This window comes from Imhoffiella purpurea (assembly GCF_000585215.1).
GTDB classification, from domain to species: Bacteria; Pseudomonadota; Gammaproteobacteria; order Chromatiales; family Chromatiaceae; genus Imhoffiella; species Imhoffiella purpurea.
Genome location: NZ_AONC01000035.1, coordinates 79,961 through 99,359, shown reverse-complemented (window position 1 = coordinate 99,359; position 19,399 = coordinate 79,961). Strand labels below are relative to the sequence as shown.

General features: G+C 65.9%; 18 protein-coding genes and 1 pseudogene. 9 read left to right on the top strand and 10 right to left on the bottom strand.

What is annotated here, in order from left to right:
• The coding region (locus D779_RS22870; protein ID WP_232424168.1) for a hypothetical protein at positions 1-202 on the top strand (202 nt) is incomplete at its 5' end.
• Between the two features lie 705 nt (positions 203-907).
• Complete coding sequence (locus tag D779_RS11845; protein ID WP_043754150.1) at positions 908-1,702, top strand: M90 family metallopeptidase; 795 nt, start codon at positions 908-910, stop codon at positions 1,700-1,702.
• Here D779_RS11845 and arfB read toward each other — a convergent pair.
• A complete protein-coding gene (gene arfB / locus D779_RS11840; RefSeq protein ID WP_043754146.1) occupies positions 1,699-2,121 on the bottom strand; it encodes an alternative ribosome rescue aminoacyl-tRNA hydrolase ArfB in 423 nt (140 codons plus the stop codon). The two genes, D779_RS11845 and arfB, sit on opposite strands and share 4 nt — an antisense overlap.
• A gap of 384 nt (positions 2,122-2,505) precedes the next feature.
• Positions 2,506-2,661: a hypothetical protein gene (locus D779_RS11835; RefSeq protein WP_157726388.1), complete on the bottom strand. Its 156-nt coding sequence runs from the start codon at positions 2,659-2,661 to the stop codon at positions 2,506-2,508.
• Positions 2,662-2,740: 79 nt separating this feature from the next.
• Here D779_RS11835 and D779_RS11830 point away from each other — a divergent pair, with 79 nt between their 5' ends.
• The 3 genes from D779_RS11830 (at position 2,741) to D779_RS11820 (ending at position 4,722) form a co-directional block, all read left to right on the top strand.
• Complete coding sequence (locus D779_RS11830; protein ID WP_198295712.1) at positions 2,741-3,595, top strand: phosphoribosylanthranilate isomerase; 855 nt, start codon at positions 2,741-2,743, stop codon at positions 3,593-3,595.
• A gap of 114 nt (positions 3,596-3,709) precedes the next feature.
• Positions 3,710-4,183: a GNAT family N-acetyltransferase gene (locus D779_RS11825; protein ID WP_081763479.1), complete on the top strand. Its 474-nt coding sequence runs from the start codon at positions 3,710-3,712 to the stop codon at positions 4,181-4,183.
• Between the two features lie 77 nt (positions 4,184-4,260).
• Positions 4,261-4,722 (top strand): GNAT family N-acetyltransferase, encoded by a 462-nt coding sequence (locus tag D779_RS11820; RefSeq protein ID WP_232424167.1) that lies wholly within the window; start codon positions 4,261-4,263, stop codon positions 4,720-4,722.
• Positions 4,723-4,908: 186 nt separating this feature from the next.
• On the opposite strand, the gene D779_RS11815 is transcribed toward D779_RS11820, so the two are convergent.
• The 6 genes from D779_RS11815 to D779_RS11790 all read right to left on the bottom strand — a co-directional run bounded on the left by D779_RS11815 (position 4,909) and on the right by D779_RS11790 (position 12,863).
• Positions 4,909-5,382 carry a DsrE family protein gene (locus D779_RS11815; RefSeq protein WP_052348081.1) on the bottom strand — a complete coding sequence of 158 codons (474 nt, stop codon included), beginning with the start codon at positions 5,380-5,382 and terminating at the stop codon, positions 4,909-4,911.
• 418 nt (positions 5,383-5,800) lie between these two features.
• Positions 5,801-7,132 carry a sigma-54-dependent transcriptional regulator gene (locus D779_RS23135; protein ID WP_043754135.1) on the bottom strand — a complete coding sequence of 444 codons (1,332 nt, stop codon included), beginning with the start codon at positions 7,130-7,132 and terminating at the stop codon, positions 5,801-5,803.
• A gap of 267 nt (positions 7,133-7,399) precedes the next feature.
• Positions 7,400-8,971, bottom strand: a complete 1,572-nt coding sequence (locus D779_RS11805) for a sensor histidine kinase (RefSeq protein ID WP_043754208.1) — start codon at positions 8,969-8,971, stop codon at positions 7,400-7,402.
• Positions 8,961-9,248 (bottom strand): hypothetical protein, encoded by a 288-nt coding sequence (locus tag D779_RS11800; protein ID WP_043754133.1) that lies wholly within the window; start codon positions 9,246-9,248, stop codon positions 8,961-8,963. Before D779_RS11800 ends, D779_RS11805 begins: the two co-directional genes overlap by 11 nt.
• Before the next feature lie 208 nt (positions 9,249-9,456).
• Positions 9,457-10,479 carry a hypothetical protein gene (locus D779_RS11795; RefSeq protein WP_043754130.1) on the bottom strand — a complete coding sequence of 341 codons (1,023 nt, stop codon included), beginning with the start codon at positions 10,477-10,479 and terminating at the stop codon, positions 9,457-9,459.
• Positions 10,476-12,863, bottom strand: a complete 2,388-nt coding sequence (locus D779_RS11790) for a penicillin acylase family protein (protein WP_043754128.1) — start codon at positions 12,861-12,863, stop codon at positions 10,476-10,478. The genes D779_RS11795 and D779_RS11790 overlap by 4 nt, the downstream gene beginning before the upstream one ends.
• Positions 12,864-13,123: 260 nt before the next feature.
• On the opposite strand from D779_RS11790, the pseudogene D779_RS23290 reads away from it, so the two are divergent.
• Positions 13,124-14,200 (top strand): annotated as a pseudogene (locus tag D779_RS23290) (cache domain-containing protein); the annotation flags it as partial.
• Complete coding sequence (locus tag D779_RS23285) at positions 14,095-14,868, top strand: methyl-accepting chemotaxis protein (RefSeq protein WP_408606011.1); 774 nt, start codon at positions 14,095-14,097, stop codon at positions 14,866-14,868. The pseudogene D779_RS23290 and the gene D779_RS23285, both read left to right, overlap by 106 nt.
• An 89-nt stretch (positions 14,869-14,957) precedes the next feature.
• Here the strand turns inward: D779_RS23285 and D779_RS11780 are convergent, their stop codons facing one another.
• On the bottom strand, positions 14,958-15,959 hold the full coding sequence (locus tag D779_RS11780) for an acyltransferase family protein (RefSeq protein WP_043754123.1): 1,002 nt from the start codon (positions 15,957-15,959) through the stop codon (positions 14,958-14,960).
• Positions 15,960-16,005: 46 nt separating this feature from the next.
• Positions 16,006-17,223, bottom strand: coding sequence for a magnesium/cobalt transporter CorA (corA, locus tag D779_RS11775; protein WP_043754122.1), 1,218 nt, complete (start codon positions 17,221-17,223; stop codon positions 16,006-16,008).
• Positions 17,224-17,384: 161 nt separating this feature from the next.
• On the opposite strand from corA, the gene D779_RS11770 reads away from it, so the two are divergent.
• Positions 17,385-17,918 (top strand): TRAP transporter small permease subunit, encoded by a 534-nt coding sequence (locus tag D779_RS11770; protein ID WP_043754121.1) that lies wholly within the window; start codon positions 17,385-17,387, stop codon positions 17,916-17,918.
• A 2-nt stretch (positions 17,919-17,920) separates the two neighbouring features.
• A complete protein-coding gene (locus tag D779_RS11765) occupies positions 17,921-19,372 on the top strand; it encodes a TRAP transporter large permease (protein WP_094300785.1) in 1,452 nt (483 codons plus the stop codon).
• The last annotated feature ends 27 nt before the right edge of the window (positions 19,373-19,399 follow it).

Sequence of the window (19,399 nt, the reverse complement as noted above, 5' to 3'; positions counted from 1 at the left end):
ACCACCGGACGTTGGACTCAGTTCTGGGAGAAAATCGATCAATTTGGCGCTGAATGCTGCTGCTGAGGACATCATGCGGAGGCCGCACCCGTTACGGGAGTCTGTTCTGAAGCGGCTTGGCTTCATGAGGTTTCCATCTCTTTTGTGGAAGTTCACGGTAAGGCCGCTGATTAGCTCAAAGCGATCACTGACGCCTGAATGAAGCCAGAACATTTCAGCGTTTGACTACGATCGCGATCCGGCCCCTTTGAGGGGCCCGCGATCAGAAAGCCCCCGGCTTTGCCGGGGGATGGTTACTCTCCTCATGTTGGCTGCCATCAAGGTCCAGGTGGTCTCTCCCGTCACTCGCCTGGATCAGGCGCGCCAGGCATATGCCATCATCCTTTCTGGACTCTCGAGAGGATCCCCGATCTTCAAGTTCCTCGCATTCGATGCATGTTCGTCCTCGTTTTGCATGGGCCCCAGCCCGGAGACGGTCGGCTCGATGACGCGGATCCTTTTCTGGGGCTTGCCGTCCGGCCAGGTCGGGAAACCGCCTATGGACGGGGTCTGAATCCGCTTCGGCTTGGGTGGTCGTCGATATTGTCCAGGGTTGCCCCAATTCATGGAGTCTCGCGGGCCGTGCGAGAGGCGGTGTAGTCTTTCCCGCGACAGCATTCGATAGGGCGACATCCATGATCCAGCCAAGACCTCCAGCCGATCGGGCTCCAGCGACCGCGTGTCCGGTTCTTCGCTCGACATGTCCGCCATCCAAGGCCGCGTCCGAGCCGAAATCGCCTGTGCGGAGCATGCACGATGGCATCGCCGTCTGGGAGGGCTGCGGTTCCTGCGGGGCCGAGCCCTACTGGATCGAGATCGGCGTCGGGATGGTGCCGGAATCGGACGTCGCGAATGAGGACGGCCGCTGATGACGGCCGAGCTCGGGCGATTCGCGCATTGGTGGCGTTCACTGTCCAGGCACGGCGAGCGGGATCCCTTCGGGGCCAAGGACTGGGAGCAGGCCTGGCGATCGCTGCCGCAGCTCCAGGGTCTGGACGACGATCAGTGCGCCAGGCTCCGTCGGCTCGCCCTCGGTTTCCTGGACGACAAGAGCCTCGAACCCGTGCAGGGGCTCGTCCTGACGGACCCCATGCGTCTCAGGATCGCCCTCCTGGCCGCGCTGCCCGTGCTCGAGCTGGGGCTCGACTGGTACGGCGGCTGGTACTCGGTCATCCTCTATCCGGACGCCTTCGTCCCCGAGCATCAGGTGATGGGCGACGACGGCGTGGTCTGGGTGGATCGCACGGTCAAGGCCGGCGAGTCCTGGGATCTGGGGCCGGTCATCCTCTCCTGGGAGGACATCCGCCAGGACGGCGAGCTGGATGGCCACAACGTGGTCATCCACGAGCTGGCGCACAAGCTGGACGGGCGCTCGGGCAGCACCAACGGCTGTCCGCCGCTGCACAAGGGCATGTCGGGCGCGGACTGGAAGCGCACCTTCGCGGATGCCTATGCCGACCTCTGCCGCCGTGCCGATTCGGGCGAGGACACGCCGATCGATCCCTACGGGACCGAATCGCCGGCCGAGTTCTTCGCCGTGGTCAGCGAGGCCTTCTTCGAGATCCCCGGTCTGCTCGTCGAGGAGTATCCGCGGGTCTACGCTCAGCTCGAACGCTTCTACGGGCAGGATCCGCTGCGCCGGCTCGGCGGGCTGAGCGGCTAGTCCTCTGTGGTCCGCCGGGACCGTGTCTGCTTGACCTGGGCGCGAAGCTTCTTCGACGCCAGCCGGCGCTCCTTGGAGCCTCGGGTGGGACGGGTGGCGATGCGCGGCTTGGGACGGTGCGCGGCCTGGCGGATCAGATCGGCCAGACGCTCCCGGGCGTCCTCGCGGTTGCGCTCGCGGGTGCGGAAGCGATGGGCCTCGATCGTCAGCACGCCATCCCCGTCGATCCGCCGCCCGGCCAGCCCGTTCAGACGCCGACGCACGTCCTCCGGAAGCGAGGGCGAGCGTGCGACGTCGAAGCTCAGCTGGACGGCCGTGGCGACCTTGTTGACGTTTTGTCCGCCCGGTCCGGGGGAGCGGATGAAGCGCTCGGAGAGCTCGGATTCCGGGATACGGATGGCGGCGGTGATCTGAAGCATGGGCGGATTCTGGCCCGCCGTTCCGTGCCGGGCAAGCCGGGATTGCCGTGAAACGGCTGGTTTGGAGGTTGGGGCGCAGGTGCCAGAGTTTAGGCGCCGTGGCATGTTGGGCCTCCTTGCGTCGGCCCAACCTACCGGTTTTCAGGCGGCGGCCTCCTCGTGTAGGTTATGGCTCAGGGCGTCACGGTGAGTGGGAGGTTCTGCCATCGGCGTCTCCCGCCATCCATGCGGAGCGCCTGGCGATCGATCAGACGAGTATCCGAGTGAATCACACCATTCGCTGATGAATGTCTTCGGATGTCTCGAGGCTGGTGGTGGCGGTGATCGGGAGATCAGGATCCTTCCTTGGACGCAGAGGCGTCCGATTCCGGCTGCCTGGAAGGCTCAGGTCCGATCCGAGTCGTCCCCTCCCGCTTTTTGCTCGGGCCGATCGCTGCTGGAACGGCTACCCGAACTCGACGAGTTGATGTAGATGAGCCAGGCCACAAATCCGACGAGCGCGATGGCCTCTCCCACGGCAAAGCTCTGGTTGTATTCCACGGTCTTACTCCTCTGGATGAGAGCGCGCACCCGGGCGTTCGATGCATGCTTCTGTGCTTCTGAGGAAGCATTGGGACGCATGCTGGATTTGCAACCTCAGGATGAGAAGGGAGGGTGGATCGCTCCAGGGTTTCGGCCTCGAACTTCGATGAGATTTCATCAAATGAAGGCGCGGCTACGGCCGCAGTCCTTCTTCGCTTCGTTCCAACGTGTCCTGAAGTCCTGGCGGGGCGCGGTGTGGGTCGCCTTAGCCAAGGCGTTGATCAACGGAAATAGTCTTATGACAAGGGTCAAGGTTTGCTGTATCGGTTCTATCGAGGAGGCGCTCCTCGCTATAAGGTGCGGAGCATCGGCGCTTGGATTCGTATCTGAGATGCCCAGCGGTCCAGGTGTCATTTCAGAAGATTTGATCGGCGAGATCGTTGCAGAGGTTCCTCCTGCCATCGCCACTTTTCTTCTTACGAGTCGAACGGACCCGGATGATATCGTGGATCAGCAGAAACGTACCGGAGCAAATACACTGCAGTTATGCGACCGGCTGCCACGCGGGGTTCATGAGAGGATACGCAAAGCGCTTCCGGGCGTGGACCTCGTCCAGGTCATCCACGTCACCGATGAAAATTCCGTAGAGGAGGCGCTGGAGACAGGCCGCGAAGTCGATGCGATTCTGCTCGATTCAGGGAATCAGTCACTTCAGGTTAAAGAACTCGGTGGTACAGGTCGAACGCATGATTGGTCCTTGAGCGCTGAGATCGTCAAAAGGTCGGGAGTTCCGGTGTTTCTGGCCGGTGGCTTGAACTCCGAGAATGTGAATCTGGCGATCGAACAGGTTCGACCGTTCGGTGTCGACCTTTGCACGGGCGTTCGCACTGCCGGCGCATTGGACGAAGAAAAACTCGGTGCATTTATGGCCGCTGTTAGGTTCGCTGCATAACAATGGATTCGTTGCGTGATCCAATATCGCGTATTCGACTCGATGTTAGAGCCCCATGTCGTGCCTGTGTGGTAGTAGATGGTTGATTGAATCGTAATGCAAAGATAGGGTCAAATGGTTATTCGTTCCGCAGGAATGGCCGATACGGTAAGTATCGCTGCGACGCATAGAGCCTCTATTGAGGGTTTGTGTTCTGGAGCTTACTCCGCGCAAGACATAGGGGGTTGGATAGGGATTATTGCTCCAGATATCTATGAAAATGCCATCAAAGACAAAGTCATGATCGTCGCCGAGGATGAGGGAGAAATCATTGGTCTTGGGATCTTGGATTTGAAACAGAAAGAGATAGCGGCGATGTATATTCATCCCAAGGTCAAGGGGACAGGTGTCGGGAGTCGTCTGCTGCTGGATCTGGAGGCCAGGGCTTCGAAGGAAAATGTCGAACGATTGACCTTGTGCTCAACGATCAATGCGCATGGGTTCTATCTACTCCACGGTTATATCGGTGAAGATAAGACATTTCATGAGCTTCCTGATGGAGTGAGACTCGAGTGTATCCGGATGTATAAACTTCTATCGACAGGATGAGTCTAGAGTACACATGGGTACGGGTTTTCGAGGAGTCGCTCTTCGTAATCTTAAGAAATGAAGCTATGGTATATTCGATGATGATAGAAGAGGTGACAGGATCGGAAGTGCCAATGGGGCTGCTTCTGCAGGCAGATCCTTCGAAGGAGAAGGTCGAAGGCTACCTAAGTCGATCCAGATGCTTTGTCGCAATATTGAAAGGCCAGGTTGTTGGTGCGTGTATTGTTCAGCCCGTCTCAGCCGATGTGCAAGAGTTGATGAACATCTCTGTTGCGCCGGAATATCAAAGGAGTGGTATCGGCAGGAAGTTGCTTCAACATGTGATCGTCTCGACTCGTCGGGCCAAGGTAAAGCGGTTGGAAGTAGGGACGGGGACATTCGGGTATCAGTTGGCCTTCTATCAACGCGAAGGTTTTCGCGTGGACGCAATAGAAAAAGACTTCTTTCTGTCCAATTACGACGGGCCGATCTATGAGGATGGAATTCAACTCAAGGATATGCTTAGGTTGGCGTTGGATCTCGAGGTGGAATTAGGCTGAAAAGACAGATATATCTGAAGCATATATCTACGATCCATTATCTCCAGTATGCCTCAAAAGATCGATGTGACGGTTTAGTCGACAATTGTTCGTAGCGGGATCGTTTCGGCGGACGGCAAGCGGTCATGTCGGAGGTTGTTTGCGCCCGGACCGGTCTTCCCGGTCCAGGCAGCGGGCAGTCGCCGCTCAGGGCTTGATGTAGGTGAATCCCATCTGCTGCAGCCGCGAGAGTTCGGCCACGCCGCTCGGAACGATGTCCGCGTCGTTGACGTCATAGAGCGCATCCCTGGGGATGTTGCGTCCCTTCAGCGTGTTGGCGCAGACCTCGAAGGCGACGCCCCGCTGTTTGAGGCCGACGATGCGGGCCTGCATCTCCTGGTCCGCGTTGGCGGCCTTCATCTTGGTTCCCTCCAGATAGTCCGGATCCATCACCAGCGACACGCCGTCGCCGTGCATGACGATCTTGAGTTCGATGTTCTCTGTCCCGACGGCGTCGAGATGGTTGCGTACGTTCCGCAGTGCGGCAACCTGAGTCTGGGGATCGTCGCTGTTGATGTGGTAGACGACCTTCTGCTTGCCGTACCGGTCGTTGGCCAGGAGACTGCCGCTCAGTGTGATGGCGATCAGGATGAGCGCGAGCGTGCCGAGGGGACGTTTCATCATCTGCTCCTAAGGTGGGCTCTTATCGGTTGTCGTAGATGACGCCGACCTCGCCCATCCGGAGCCTAGTCGACGCAGGATCCGCGAGAGATGCCGGATCCTCCCGAGGTACGCATGCCGCGTCCTGCCGGGTTGGGGACTGCTCCTGATGATGTGGTGAGCCGCCGCTCGCTTCGATCGATGCATGTTCCCGCCTATAGAGGTGTGCGGGAACGGAATAGGACGACGGCTCCAGCGGTCCGACACATGGACCACTGGTGGCCAGATAGGGGCGTGACCGGATGGGCGCAAGGTCTGCGGCCCATCCTGGTTTCCTCCAGATAATCGTTGCCATCGGTTTCCAGCGACATCCCGTCGCAGGGCATCGGGATCTTGCGCCCGATGGCCGAGGTCCGCTGTCAGCGCTTTCAGCCTCGCGTCATTCCCTCCGCCGAATCCCATATTTCCCCATCTTGTATCTCAGCACTCGCTCGCTGATGCCGAGGCGGTCGGCGGCGCGGGTCTGGATCCAGTCGCTCTTGTCGAGCGCGTCCAGGAGCATCTCGCGCTCGACGCTGTCGAGCCGCTCCTGGAGCGCGCCCTGATCCGGCGGCTCGGCCCGGCGCACCTCGTCCGGGAGATCCGAGCGCTGGAGCCTGGCGCCGCGCGCCAGTGTCAAGGTGCGCTGGATGATGTGTTCGAGTTCGCGCACGTTGCCCGGATACTGGTAGCGCATGAGCGCGTCGAGGGCCTCGTGCGCGAGCCGGGTGGGGCGTCTGGCATAGCGGGCGAGGAAGTGTTCGACCAGTGCCGGGATGTCCTCGCGCCGCTGGCGCAGCGGCGGCAGCTGGACGTCGAGTACGTTGAGCCGGAAATAGAGATCCTCTCGGAAGGTGCCCGACTCGGCCATGGCGCGCAGGTCGCGGTTGGTGGCGGCGACCACCCGGACCTCGACGGCGATGTCGCGCTCGCCGCCGACCCGGCTGATGCGCTTCTCCTGCAGCGCGCGCAGCAGCTTGGACTGGAGGCCAGCGGACAGCTCGCCGACCTCGTCGAGGAAGAGCGTGCCGCCGCGCGCCTGCTCGAAGCGTCCCCTGTGCTGGCGGTCGGCTCCGGTGAAGGATCCCTTCTCGTGCCCGAAGAGCTCGCTCTCGAACAGGCTCTCGGGGATGGCGGCGCAGTTGACCTCGACGAATGGCGCGTTCGGGTCCGGTCCGAGCAGATGGATGAGCCGCGCGATCAGCTCCTTGCCGGTGCCGGTCTCGCCCTGGATGAGCACGCTCCAGGGGCTGTCGGCGATGCGGCGCACGCGCGAGAGGGTGTCCCGCATTGCCGGGCTGGAGCCGATGATGTCGAGCGGCAGCGGCGCCTCCTCGACCGCCCGGACCAGCTCGTCCAGGTCGTCGGCGATCGCGATCTGCTGTTCCAGGTCGTCGATCTTGTCCAGTAGCCGGGAGAGATCGACCGGCTTTTCGAGGAAGTCGTCGGCGCCCAGCTTCATGACGCTGACCGCGGTGGAGACCTCGCCATAGGCGGTGATCATGATGGCGCGGACCAGCGGGTTGCGGGCCTTCATCCGCTCCAGCACCTGATCGCCGGTCAGGCCGGGCATGCGATGGTCGAGCAGTGCCAGCTGGACGGGCGCCTGCCCGAAGAGCCTCAGCGCCTCCTCGCCGTCGGCGGCGGCGAGGACCCGATGTCCCCGCTTCTCCAGGAATCCGCCGAGCAGCTCGCGCTGCATGGCGTCGTCATCGGCGATCAGGATGTTCATGGTTCTCGATCCATCTGGCTTCGGCGCGCATTCAAGCGCGGTTTGCGATCCGGCGTAGGGCGCAATAGCGATAGCGTATTGCGCCGCATGGGAAAGAGCATTGAGGTTCCGACCCCGTTCGTCGTTTGCATACGGCGATACGGCGCAATACGGCCGCTCCGGAGTCGATCGGTCTGCAATGCATCGAGCGTATCGACGGCATCGAAGCCGTGTAGGCACCCGTTGAAGGCGGCCTATTGCGCCCTGCGAGACCCGGCTCTCGACGCATCAGTCGGTTGTCCCCCGTGTCGGCATCGTCACCGAGAGGCTCAGCCGTCCCGGCGTCGGAACCCTGATCTCCAGCCGTCCGCCGTGCGCGGCGACGATGCGCTGCGAGATGGCCAGGCCCAGTCCGGTTCCCTCGGCCTTGGTGGTGAACCAGGGCTCCAGGATGCGTTCGACCTCGGCGGCTTCCAGCTCCAGTCCGGGATTGGCGACGATCAGACGCGCCCGGTCGCCGTCGAGTTCGACCCGGACCTGGATGTCTCCGCCTCGCGGCTGGGCCTCCAGGGCGTTGCGCAGGAGGTTGTCCAGGACCTGAGTCAGCAGATCCGGGTCGGCGCTGATCCAGGTCTCCGGCCGCAGGCTCGCCTCGAGCCGGATGCCGCGGTCGTCGAGCCGCTGGCGGTAGAGGCTCAACAGATCCTCCACCAGACGGTCGAGCGCGACGCGCTCCTGTCGCGGTCTGACCGGCCTGGCATAGTCCAGCAGCCCGGTGACCGTGGCGTTGGTGCGCCGCACCGCCTCGCCGACCAGTTCGACCAGACGTCGATGATCGGGGCTGAGCTCCTCGGCCTCCAGCTGCAGTCGCTGCAGTCCCATCGCCATGGCGTTGAGCGGATTGCGGATCTCGTGGGCGATGGCGGCGGCGGCGCGTCCCAGCCCGGCCTCCTCGCGCTGGCGCGAGAGACGGCGTTCGTAGTCGAGCCGCTGGCGCTCGTGGGCGCGCTGGTGACGGATGAGGATCCAGGTCGCGGCGCCTCCGGCCAGGACCAGCACCGCCATGAAGGCGACGAATTCGAGCCAGAGACGCTCGCGCATCAGGATCAGGGGGCCGGCGTCCAGCTCCAGGAACAGACGCGCGCCGGCCACCGGGGCGGTCGCCCGGGCGACCGTCAGGCCGTCTGCCAGCTGGCGGATGGAGACCTCCGGCAGGCTGCACTCCAGCGGCTGGGTCACGCGCTCGCGCGGCCGGCCCTCCAGCCGGACGCTGACCACGCCGGGCAGGTCGGCGATCGACTCCAGCGCCTTGGGCAGACCGATCGCATCCTCCAGCGCTTCGCTGTCGCGGCTGTCCATGCCGACCAGGACGCAGCCGTCCCCATCCTCCCGGGCCAGGCCGTAGACCAGGGCGTGCGCGGACGGCATGCGGATGAGTTGCTCCAGCCGTCCGCAGTCGAGCGGCTGGCTCGGCGCCCAGTCCGGCGGACCCTGGACGTTTTCCTCCGACCTCACCACGCGGATCACCGAGAGCCCGGCCTCGGCGGCGAAGGCGCTCAGCTCCTCGGCGCGAAAGGGGGCGATGGCGTCGAGATAGGCGACGAAGCGCGCCGAGTTGGCGAGCGAGCGGGTCAGCAGACCCTCGGTCATCTCCTCGGCCATGAGGGCGCCGCGGGCATGGAGGATGACCGCGTCGGTCAGCAGCCGGGCGTGCTCGCTGGCGTCGTCGAGGAAGAGCCGCTGGGCCTGACGGGTCTGGACGAAGAACCAGGTCAGGACCAGGGCGAACAGCAGGCCGAAGACCAGCAGGTGTCCGAGCCAGAGGGGCGGCAGCCGGTTGCTGCCCCGCTCAGCGTCCACCACGGCCTCCGCCGAATCCGCGCTGGGCGCCGAACATGATGCGGGCCCGCACGCCGGTGCGGTCGGCGGCTCCGGCGCCGCGCTCGAAGGGGACCAGGCGCGCCTGGGTCCAGATGCCGTCCGCGCCGGGCGGCGCCCCCGGCCAGACCCGGATCAGCTGACCTGGCTCGATCCCGCGCGGTCCGGATTTCGGGTCGACCGCCAGCACGGCGGTCGCCGGCCCCCCGGCGGCATTCTCGATGGCGACCGTGACCCGATCCGGCTCGATCCTCTGCACCCGCGCCAGCCAGGGGGTCTCGGCCCAGACGGCCGGGATGCAGATGCATGCGAGAACGAGGAGGAGGGGCTTGAACCGCGAAGGCGCAAAGGGCGCGAAGCAATTCCGGGACTCGGCCGGTGCCTGCGTCGGTATCTTTGGCCGTCTGTCGTTTGGGGCGCAAGGCGTTGCTGCCTTTGGCGTCCTTCGCGTGCTTGGCGGTTCCATGTCAGAAGGACCAGGCCAGGCCACACTGGGTCACCCCTTGCCGGAAGGAGCGGTCGTCGAGGGTCGAATCGCTGTCCACCCAGTCCAGGCTGCAGTAGAGCTCGCGCGCGCCGAGCTGGCGCCGGATCGCCAGTGCGGCGCTGCGCTGCTCGTCCTCTCGGCTCAGCCGGCGCTGGGCATGGTCGTAGTCGCAGCGCGACCAGCCCAGTCCAGCCTCCACCAGCCATTTCTGGCCCAGCGCGATCCGGGCCAGCAGGCCGATGCCGTCGCGGTCGTAGGACTCGAGCGCGACCGGCGATTCGTTGCGGGCATGGGCGAGCGTGATCCGGGTCGAGACGGTCGGGGACCAGTCGTGGGCGGCGTCGAGCGCGAGGGTCGAGAGCCGGTCGTCGCGGCGCTGCTCCAGTCGTGCGGTCGGACGCCCGCTTCCCTGTCGGCCCGTCCCCCGGCCACGTCCGTTCGAGTCCCATCGGCCCGAGCCGGATCCGGGACGTCCAGACCAGGGCTCTGAGGGGTTGCGGTAGGCGAGCCAGCGGACCTCGGCCGAGAGACCGAGCGTGTCGCGGGCGCCGAGGATGCGGTCGTAGCGCAGGGCGAGGGCGGCCTCGTCGCGCTCGTCGGCCGGCACCAGGGCGTCGCGATAGAGGACGCCCGAGACCGAGACCCTGATCAGCCCCAGGTCGCGCTCGGTGGATCGCGACCAGCTCGAGCCTAGGGACAGCCGGTAGCTGTCGTTGTCGGCCTCGTAGTCGCGGTACCAGCCCTCGAGCGCGAAGCTCAGGTCGGACGTCTTCAGCCCCAGTGTCTGCGCGGCGCCGAGCGCGAGACGGGCGAAGGCCAGATCCCGGCTCCTGTGGCTCTGCGCCGGATTGGTGTCGTAGCCGAGACCGGTCTCTCCGCTCAGCTCCAGGTCCGAGGCATGCGTCCTCTGGATCGGCAGCAGCATGGATGCGCACAGCAGCAGGCTCAGCGCCGCTCGGCCGGTCTGTCGCGCGAGGCGTCGAGGCGGGATGCGGGCGCTCATGGGCCGCTCGCGGCGGGTCTGAGGATGCGCCGGTGCCGCGCCGGTCCGGGCAGCAGCGGGACCGGCTCTCCGGAGAGCCACTCCCGGTAGTCGCCTTCCCGGGTGCCGGAGAAGGGGTGGGCGTTGGCTCCGCCCGGCAGCTGCAGGATGCCGCGCGACTCGGCGCCGGGCGCGACCACCAGCCGCTCCGAGGCGCCTTGGGTCGGGTTGGAGACGCGCGTGACGTTCGAGTCGCCCGGAACGGGACGCGGCGGCAGATCCAGCCAGGCGCCGATCCAGCTCGGCAGGAGCGGCGAGAAGGGGTGGCGGATGGCGGTCGTGTTGCGCGCCCCCCAGGTGTGCGACGGCCAGTCCTCGGGCGCGCCCCAGCGCTCGAGCACCTGGTCCAGACAGCGATTCTGCAGTTCGCTCCAGCCGTCATAGCCGGGCGGGACCCAGGCGGGCGGATCGCGCAGGATGGACCAGACCGCGATCTCGGTGCGGGGCAGGTCGGCGAGCCGGACGGCGTTCGAGAGCCGGGTCAGGGGCCGGTTCAAGGCGTCGAGCACGACCGAGGAGACCCGGGTGCGCCATTCGCGCGTCAGCCGGTAGGCGACCGAGCCGATGCTCGCCCGGCCGTCCCAGTCGGCGAGGAGCCGCAGGATCCGGGTGCGCTCGGGCGATTCCTTCCGTGCCTGGACCAAGGCGACCAGTCGCCGATACCAGCCCTCCATGAGTTCGGCACGGTCGTCGAGCTGGATGTCGAGCAGGGCCGGCTCGTCGAAGAGTAGGCGCTCCATGAGCCGGTCGCGGATGCGGCGGGCGCGTGCGCCCAGGTTGTAGCGGCCGTCGCCGAGCAGTGACTGGGCGTGCAGGTCGACCACCCGGGCGTTGGCGGTCCAGAGACGCGCCTCGCGGCTCGGGCCGATGCGCGGCACCTCGTTCGGTTCCAGCCAGCCGAGCCAGCCGGTTCTGCCGTCGGCCCAGCTTCGCGGCCGGGGGCCGTCCAGACCGCGGCGGCGCGGGACGCGGCCGAGGATGGTCCAGCCGACCTCGCCGTCGGCCGAGGCCACCAGGATGTTCTGGGCCGGGACGCCGCAGGTCGGGGCGAGCCGCAGGGCGGCCTCGGCCGAGGTCTGATCCACCATGCGCATCAGGCGCAGGTTCAGCGCCTCCGGTTCCTGGGCCACCCAGCGCAGGGCGAGCGGACGGCCCTCCGGGTCGTGACCGACCAGGGGCCCCCAGAGGCTCTGCTGGATCTCCAGTCGCACCGGATCCTCGCCGGCGACCCGGATCCACTCGGTGCGGCGCTCCAGGCGGCGCCAGCCGTCCGGGGTGAGATAGCGGTTCGGGTCGCTCGGGTCCAGCTCCAGCACCACATGGTCGAGCCAGTCGCCATAGCTGTTGGTCAGACCCCAGGCGATATGGCCGTTGCTGCCGACCACCAGCGCCGGGGCGCCCGGCAGGCTGACGCCGACCGCGTCGAGCGGTGTCTCGCCGCCGTGCCGGAGACGGACCGGATACCAGACGTTCGGCACCCGCAGCGTCAGATGCATGTCGTTGGCGATCAGCGCCCGTCCGTCCGCTGTGAGGGCGCCGCCGACGGCGAAGGCGTTGCTGCCCGCCGGCATGGGATCCGGGATGGACGGCGGTTCGGATCGGGTCGTCCGGAGTCCCGGGCCCGAGACCGGGATCTCGACCTGGGGCCAGCTGCCGGCCTCTCCCTCGATCGGCGCCTCCCAGGGGCCGGGCGAGACCCGGAAGAGTGCGAAGACCCTTGGGTCCAGGGTCCGCGACGCCAGGTCCAGCGCTCGTTCGGCCCGGTTGCTCTCCTCCTGGAGGTCGCGGTACATGGCCAGCACCGCATGGAGGCTGTCGACCGGGGTCCAGGGCGCGGGCGGCTGGCGCAGGAGCAGGTATTCCCAGGGTCTCGCGCCCAGGCTCGCCAGGCCTGCGTTGACGCCCCGGACATAGGTGTCGAGCTGTGCACGCTCCTCCGGGGCGAGCCGGGCGAGCGAGGCGCGTGCCGTGCCGGCCAGGTCGTGCAGCCGCGCGACACGGTCGACCTCGACGGCCGCCGGTCCGATCAGCTCGGCCAGGGTGCCGCTTCCGGCACGCCGCAGCAGATCCATCTGGAAGTAGCGGTCCTGGGCATGGGCATAGCCGAGTCCGAACAGCAGGTCCTCCCGGTCGGCGGCCCGGATGCCGAGACGTCCGCGCGCGTCGCGTTCGAGCGCGACCTCGGCCTGGAGTCCCGAAAGCCGCTCCTCGCCGTCGATCGGCGGCAGGCTGGCGCCGATCCAGAATAGGGCGCCTCCGATCGCCGCAACCGTCGTCAGCAGGATGCCGCCGAGAATGCGGGTGAAGCGTCGGTTTCGGATCCGTCGTGGGGATGGCTGGGGCATGAGTCGAATCTTCCCTCTCTTGATGTCGGCTCCGGATGTTCTCCGATTGGACCGCGAGCCTGGCGAGATGCGGTCCGAGGTGCGCTCGATGACATGACGTCCGTCTCGAATCCGGCCGGGCGGATCGTCCGATTATTGCGCCTGACTTGTGGTCTCGTCTTCCGTGTCTATCTTGACCCCTGAAACGCTTCGAGTACGCGTCGATCGCTTCCTACTCGATGATGGGGCAATGAGGCGTCCAAAACAGTCGCGCTCCGTCCATGCGCGTTGGCGCAAGGGGTCGGCCTTGGTCGCCTATAACGATAACGAGCCAGGCAGGGGAGTATCAGGTGTCGCTGAAGAATCTGACGATTGGATCTCGGGTCTTGATCGGGTCGGCGCTGGTGAGCGTCCTGAGCGTCGCGCTCATCTTGCCGATCGCCTTGTCGAAGCTGGCGCATCTCTCCGATCGCGCCGAGGTGAAGGCGCTGGAGGACCATTATTATTCACTGAGCGGCGGGATCGCCTCGCAGGGCGAACTGGCTCAGTCCTTGAGTGCCCTCGTCTCGCGCATCCCGGTCGTCCAGCAAGCGTTCGCGGAGGGGGACCGCGACCGCCTGCGTGAGATCACGCGTCCCATCTTCGACTACATGTCGAAGGAGTACGCCGTGCGTCAGTTCCAGTTCCTGACCCCTCCGGCGACCTCCTTCCTGCGGGTGCACATGCTGGAGCGCTATGGCGACGATCTGACCGCGATCCGCAAGACCATCGTCGAGGCCAACCGGTCCAGGAAGCCGGTCCGCGGGCTGGAGCGCGGCGTGGCCGGGCTCGGGGTGAGGGGCGTCGAGCCGGTCTTCTATCAGGGACGCCATATCGGCGTCGTCGAGTTCGGCATGTCCTTCGGCCAGCCATTCTTCGATCGATTCAAGAAGGATACGAGCGTCGAGGCGGCCTTGCAGATTCCGGATGGGGCCGGTTTCAAGACCTTCGCCAGCACCCTGGAGCAAGGCACGCTGTTCTCCGACGCCCAGCTCCAGCGCATCATGGATGGAGAGGTCCTGGTTCGGCGGATCGAGCTCGAGGGTGAACCGGTTGCGGTCTATGGGCGCCTGGTGGGCGACTTCTCCGGCAATCCGGTCGGGGTGTTGGAGCTGGCGGTCGACCGGTCCGAGACCATTGCGGTCTTCGACAGCGCCTTCTATTGGATATTGGGCGTTGGTCTGGTGGTGATTCTCGATGGCTTGGCCCTGGCGTGGATCACGGCGCGCGGCATCTCGCGGCCGATTCGCGAGACCCGGGAGCGACTCGCGTCCATCGCCGAGGGGGATGGCGACCTCAGGCTGCGTCTGCAGGCCGATGGGCGCAACGAGCTGGCGGATCTGGCCCGCGCCTTCAACACCTTCGTGGAGAGGATCCAGAACCTGGTCGCTCGGGTCTCGGGCGCCTCCGCCCACCTCTCCTCCGCCGCCGAGGAACTGTCGCTCAACAGCAGCGAGACGAATCGCCAGGTCAAGGAGGAGCAGAACGAGACCGATCAGGTGGCGACCGCCATCAATCAGATGACGGCGACGGTGGAGGAGGTCGCGCGGCGCGCGCCGGCGAGCAGGGACGAGGCTTCGCCGTGGTGGCGGACGAGGTGCGGACCCTGGCGACCCGGACCCGGGCCTCGACCGAGGATATCCGTCAGAAGATCGAGCGGGTTCAGTCGGGTGCGTCCAGCGTCGTCCAGGCGATCCAGAAGAGCGAGGAGCGGGCCATGTGCAGCGTCGAGGATGCGCGGAAGACGAGCGACTCATTCAAGAGCATCGCCCATTCGGTGACCGCGCTGAACGACATGAATGCCCAGATCGCCAGCGCGGCCGAGGAACAGGCGGCCGTCGCCGAGGAGGTCAACCGCAACATCCATCACATCACCAAGACGGTCGACGACACGGCATCGGGTTCCGAGCGTCTGTCGCAGGCGAGCGACGCCCTGGCGCGTCTGGCGGCGGAGATGCAGGAGCAGATCGGGCACTTCAAGGTCTGATACCGGGCCGTCCGAGCGATGCCCGTTCGTTCCGAGTCCACTCTGCGGCAGAACCGCATCTGTCAGGTCACCGTATTCTCCGTGTCATCTCACACGCCTCGGTGACGCGGGTTCCAGCGCGATGCGAGTCTGTCGTATCCGCGCTGCATGCCGTATCCGATCGCCAGACTGATCGGCAGGGCGGCGGCGAGCAGATAGCCGACCTGGTTCCAGCCCTCGGCGGGGAAATAGAGGGCGATGCTCGCCTTGAAGACCAGGCGGTGCACCAGATAGAGACCGAAGCTGGCATAGGCGAGCCGTTCGACGGTGCCTGCGTGGAGCCGGGCGGCGAGGCCGTCGGCGAAGATGACGGCGGCGGTGGCGCTGGTCAGCAGCAGTGGAACGATCATGAGTCCGCCGCTCAGGGTCGACTCGTTGCCGATCTGGCTGGTCGGCAGCAGCAGCGCCGCGAGCGCCAGCAGGAGCCAGCGGTGACGTTCGGCCAGGGCGCGCCAGGACGGCTGGCGCCGGTAGAGGATGCCGAGCACGAAGACCGGCAGATACATGAGGATACGCATGTCGATGTGCCGCACCCAGAGATGCTGGGCGGCCAGCGCGCAGGTCAGCAGCAGGCCGAGCAGGAGTGTCGGCAGCGCGCGGTCGGCGGTGCGGATCAGGAAGGGGGCGGCCAGATAGAACACCATGATCATGGTGACGAACCAGAGCGTCGGCATGGCCGGGGGCGTGAACATGGAGGTCAGCAGGATGCCGTCCTGGACCTGTTTCCAGCTGGCGATGCCGTAGAGTCCGAATGCCACCAAGGCGACCAGATAGAGCGGATAGATGCGCAGTAGCCGGCGCCGGTAGAAGGATCCGAGTCCGCTTGGATCGAGCTGGATGCGGGCGCGCGCGAGCAGATAGCCGGAGCAGAAGACGAAGGTGGAAAGTGCGACGTATTTGAGCCCCTCGGTGAACCAGTTGGCATAGCCCGGGAGGGCGGTGGTGTAGGGGATCAGGTGCCAGTAGCCGACGATGTAGAGGATGCAGGCGCCGCGCAGCAGGTCGATGCCCAGGCTGCGCGATGCATCGGGGATTGGGTCCTTGTCGGTCATGGTGGATGGATCTCGGTGAGATGGGAGTGTGGCTCGGCTCCGTTCGCTAGAGCCAGCCGCCGCGCTTGAAGCGCCAGAGCATGATGCCGGCGATCGTCACGCAGGCCACCCAGAACAGCGGATAGGCCGGCGCCCAGTGGGTCTCGGGCATCTCGAGGTTCATCCCGTAGACCCCGGCGAGGAAGGTCAGGGGGATGAAGATGGTCCCGATGACGGTCAGGACCTTCATGATGTCGTTGGTGCGGTTCGAGACCACGGAGACGTAGGTCTCGGTCACGGCGCTGGCGATCTCGCGGTAGGTCTCGATCAGATCGATGATCTGGACGCAATGGTCGTAGACGTCGCGGAAATAGGTCTGGGCGATCTCGGACAGACACTCGTGACGCTCGCGCTGGAGCTGGGCGACCAGCTCGCGCATCGGCCAGGCGCTGCGGCGGATCATCACCAGGTCGCGCTTGATCTGGTGCATGGCGTGCAGGCTCAGGGTGTCGGGCCGGGCCAGGACCTCGTCCTCGGCGGCCTCGAGACGCTCGGAGCAGGCATCCAGAATGGGGAAGTAGCGGTCGACCAGCGCGTCGACGAGTGCGTAGAGCAGGAAGCTGGCGTCGTTCTGGCGCACCCGCGAGCGGGGTGTATCGAGACGTCTTCGGATCTCGCCGATGGCGACGCAGGACCCGTGCTGGAAGCTCAGCAGGGTGGTGCGTCCGAGGAAGAATCCCACGGGCTCGCTGACCAGCTGACCCTCGATGAGTCTCACCCCGTGCGCCATGACGAACAGCCGTCCGGGCTGGTCGTCCTCCCCCGGATAGTCGTCCAGCTTGGGCCGCTGGGCCCGGTCCAGGATGTCCTCGATCGCCAGCGGGTGCAGCTGGTATTTCTCGGCGACGGTGCGCAGCATGGTCTGGTCCTGGAGCCCCTCGACATGGATCCAGCGCACCCGGGTCCAGCTGGGCCGGTGGGCGGCGAGGAAGGCCGAGGTGTCGGAGATCTCCTGGGTGTGGATGCGATCCGGGCTGAAGTCGGTGCAGAGGATGCGTGTCGGTGTGTCCGAGGCGGTCTGGATCAGCTCGTGGTACTCGATGCCCGCCGGCTGCCCGGGCTGCGTGCGCTTGGCCCGCGGCAGACGGGAGCGCGCAGTCCGCCTGGCATGGCGGTGCCGGGCGGCCTTGACGTGCCGGCGCGCGGACTGCGGCGCCGGCTCGGGGACCGAGGTCGGTTCGGGGTCGATCGGGTCTGGCCGGGAGTCGTCGGGCTCTCGCGTCATGGTTCTGATCCCATCGCCGTCGTCTGGTGCCCACTATCGGCCGGGGTGCGTCCGGGATCAAGCGATATGCGTCCGAAACGGCACCGAGGATGGCCGCGCGCTTGGTTCCGCCTGCGTGCTCTGTTAGTGTTCCGCGCTGGTCGAATTCCCCGGAGGCGAGGATGGAAAAACTGCTGGGTTTCGCGGACCTGATCGATCGGCTCAACGGCCGGATCGGGCGGGCCAGCGTCTGGCTCGTCCTCGTCTGCGTGCTGCTGAGCGCGCTCACCGCCACGCTGCGCTACACCCTGGACTGGGGATCGAACGCCATGATCGAGGCGCAGTGGTTCCTCTTCGGTCTGGTATTCATGTTGTGCGCGCCCTGGACGCTGCAGGAGCGCGGACACGTGCGGGTGGACATCCTCTACAACCGTTTCCCGCCCCGCGTCCGGGTGCTGATCGACATCGTCGGCGGACTGCTGTTCCTGCTGCCGGTCTCGATCCTGATCGTCATCGACGCCTGGGACTACTTCCTGCTGTCCTTTCATCAGAACGAGGCCTCCTACAATCCGGGCGGTCTGCTCTGGTGGCCGATGAAGCTGGTCATTCCGGTCGGGTTCGTCCTGCTCGCCGCCCAGGGGGTGTCGGAGGTCATCAAGGGCGTCGCCATCCTGGCCGGTCTGCGGCCCCTGCCCAGCTCCGGCGGAGGTCATTGATCGTGGAAGCCTGGCTCGCCGCCAACATGGCGCCGGTGATGTTCTCGGCGCTGGTGCTTTTTCTGCTCATCGGCTATCCGGTCGCCTTCTCGCTCGCCGCCGTCGGCATGCTGTTCGGCTGGATCGGGATCGAGCTGGGTATGCTCACCCCGGCCCTGCTGCAGGCCCTGCCGGACCGGGTGTTCGGCATCATGCGCAACGAGATCCTGCTCGCCATCCCCTTCTTCACCTTCATGGGACTGGTCCTGGAGCGTAGCGGCATGGCGGAGGAGCTGCTGGACACGGTCGGCCAGATCTTCGGCAGCGTGCGTGGCGGTCTGGCCTACGCGGTCATCATCGTCGGCGCACTGCTCGCCGCGACCACCGGCGTGGTGGCGGCCTCGGTCATCGCCATGGGGCTCATCTCGCTGCCCATCATGCTGCGCTACGGCTATCATCCGCGTCTGGCGACCGGCGTCATCGCCGCCAGCGGAACCCTGGCCCAGATCGTCCCGCCCTCGCTGGTGCTGATCGTGATGGCCGACGTGCTCGGGCGCTCGGTCGGCGACATGTACAAGGGCGCGCTCCTGCCAGGGCTGATGCTCACCGGCTTCTATCTCATCTTCGTCTTCTTCCGGACCCAGATGCGGCCCGAGATGGCGCCGCCGCTGCCGCCCGAGGCGCGAACTCTGCGTGGCCGAGCGCTCGCCGCCCGGGTGGTGATCGCGCTCATCCCGCCCCTGGCGCTCATCTTCCTGGTGCTGGGAACCATCTTCATCGGCTGGGCGACCCCGACCGAGGGCGGCGCCATGGGTGCCGTGGGCGCGCTGCTGCTGGCCGCGATCAAGGGGCGGCTGAATCTGGAGATGCTGCAGCAATCGATGCTGACCACGGCCAAGATCACCAGTTTCGTGCTCTTCATCCTCATCGGCTCGAGCGTCTTCAGTCTGACCTTCCGCGGCGTCGACGGCGACCTCTGGGTCGAGCATCTGCTCACCGGGCTGCCGGGTGGGGCGGTGGGCTTCCTGATCTTCGTCAACTTGCTGGTCTTCCTGCTCGCCTTCTTCCTCGACTTCTTCGAGATCTCCTTCATCATCCTGCCGCTGCTGGCGCCGGTCGCCGAGAAGCTGGGGATCGATCTGGTCTGGTTCGGCGTGCTGCTCGGCGTCAACATGCAGACCAGCTTCATGCATCCGCCGTTCGGGTTCGCCCTCTTCTATCTGCGCTCGGTGGCTCCGCCCCAGATCAAGACCTCGGACATCTACTGGGGGGCCGTGCCCTTCCTCGGCATCCAGCTGCTGATGGTCGCCTTGATCGTCGTTTTTCCACAGCTGGTGGATTGGGGGCTGGACCGTCCTGCGGTCGCGGTGACGCCGACCGAGATCAGCGTCCCGGATCAGGGCGGCTCCAGTCTGCTCGACAGCAGCGATTTCGATGGACTGCTGTTGGGGCCTCCGCCCGCCGGACAGCCCTGAGGGCTCGCGTCCCTGGCTGGGGCGGGC

Excerpts from the sequence above, each read along its gene's own strand:
- D779_RS11845 (WP_043754150.1), top strand. The coding sequence starts at position 908 with ATGACGGCCGAGCTCGGGCGATTCGCGCATTGGTGGCGTTCACTGTCC.
- arfB (WP_043754146.1), bottom strand. The coding sequence starts at position 2,121 with ATGCTTCAGATCACCGCCGCCATCCGTATCCCGGAATCCGAGCTCTCC.
- D779_RS11830 (WP_198295712.1), top strand. The coding sequence starts at position 2,741 with ATGCTGGATTTGCAACCTCAGGATGAGAAGGGAGGGTGGATCGCTCCA.
- D779_RS11825 (WP_081763479.1), top strand. The coding sequence starts at position 3,710 with ATGGTTATTCGTTCCGCAGGAATGGCCGATACGGTAAGTATCGCTGCG.
- D779_RS11820 (WP_232424167.1), top strand. The coding sequence starts at position 4,261 with ATGATGATAGAAGAGGTGACAGGATCGGAAGTGCCAATGGGGCTGCTT.
- D779_RS11815 (WP_052348081.1), bottom strand. The coding sequence starts at position 5,382 with ATGAAACGTCCCCTCGGCACGCTCGCGCTCATCCTGATCGCCATCACA.
- D779_RS23135 (WP_043754135.1), bottom strand. The coding sequence starts at position 7,132 with ATGAACATCCTGATCGCCGATGACGACGCCATGCAGCGCGAGCTGCTC.
- D779_RS11795 (WP_043754130.1), bottom strand. The coding sequence starts at position 10,479 with ATGAGCGCCCGCATCCCGCCTCGACGCCTCGCGCGACAGACCGGCCGA.
- D779_RS11790 (WP_043754128.1), bottom strand. The coding sequence starts at position 12,863 with ATGCCCCAGCCATCCCCACGACGGATCCGAAACCGACGCTTCACCCGC.
- D779_RS11780 (WP_043754123.1), bottom strand. The coding sequence starts at position 15,959 with ATGACCGACAAGGACCCAATCCCCGATGCATCGCGCAGCCTGGGCATC.
- corA (WP_043754122.1), bottom strand. The coding sequence starts at position 17,223 with ATGACGCGAGAGCCCGACGACTCCCGGCCAGACCCGATCGACCCCGAA.
- D779_RS11770 (WP_043754121.1), top strand. The coding sequence starts at position 17,385 with ATGGAAAAACTGCTGGGTTTCGCGGACCTGATCGATCGGCTCAACGGC.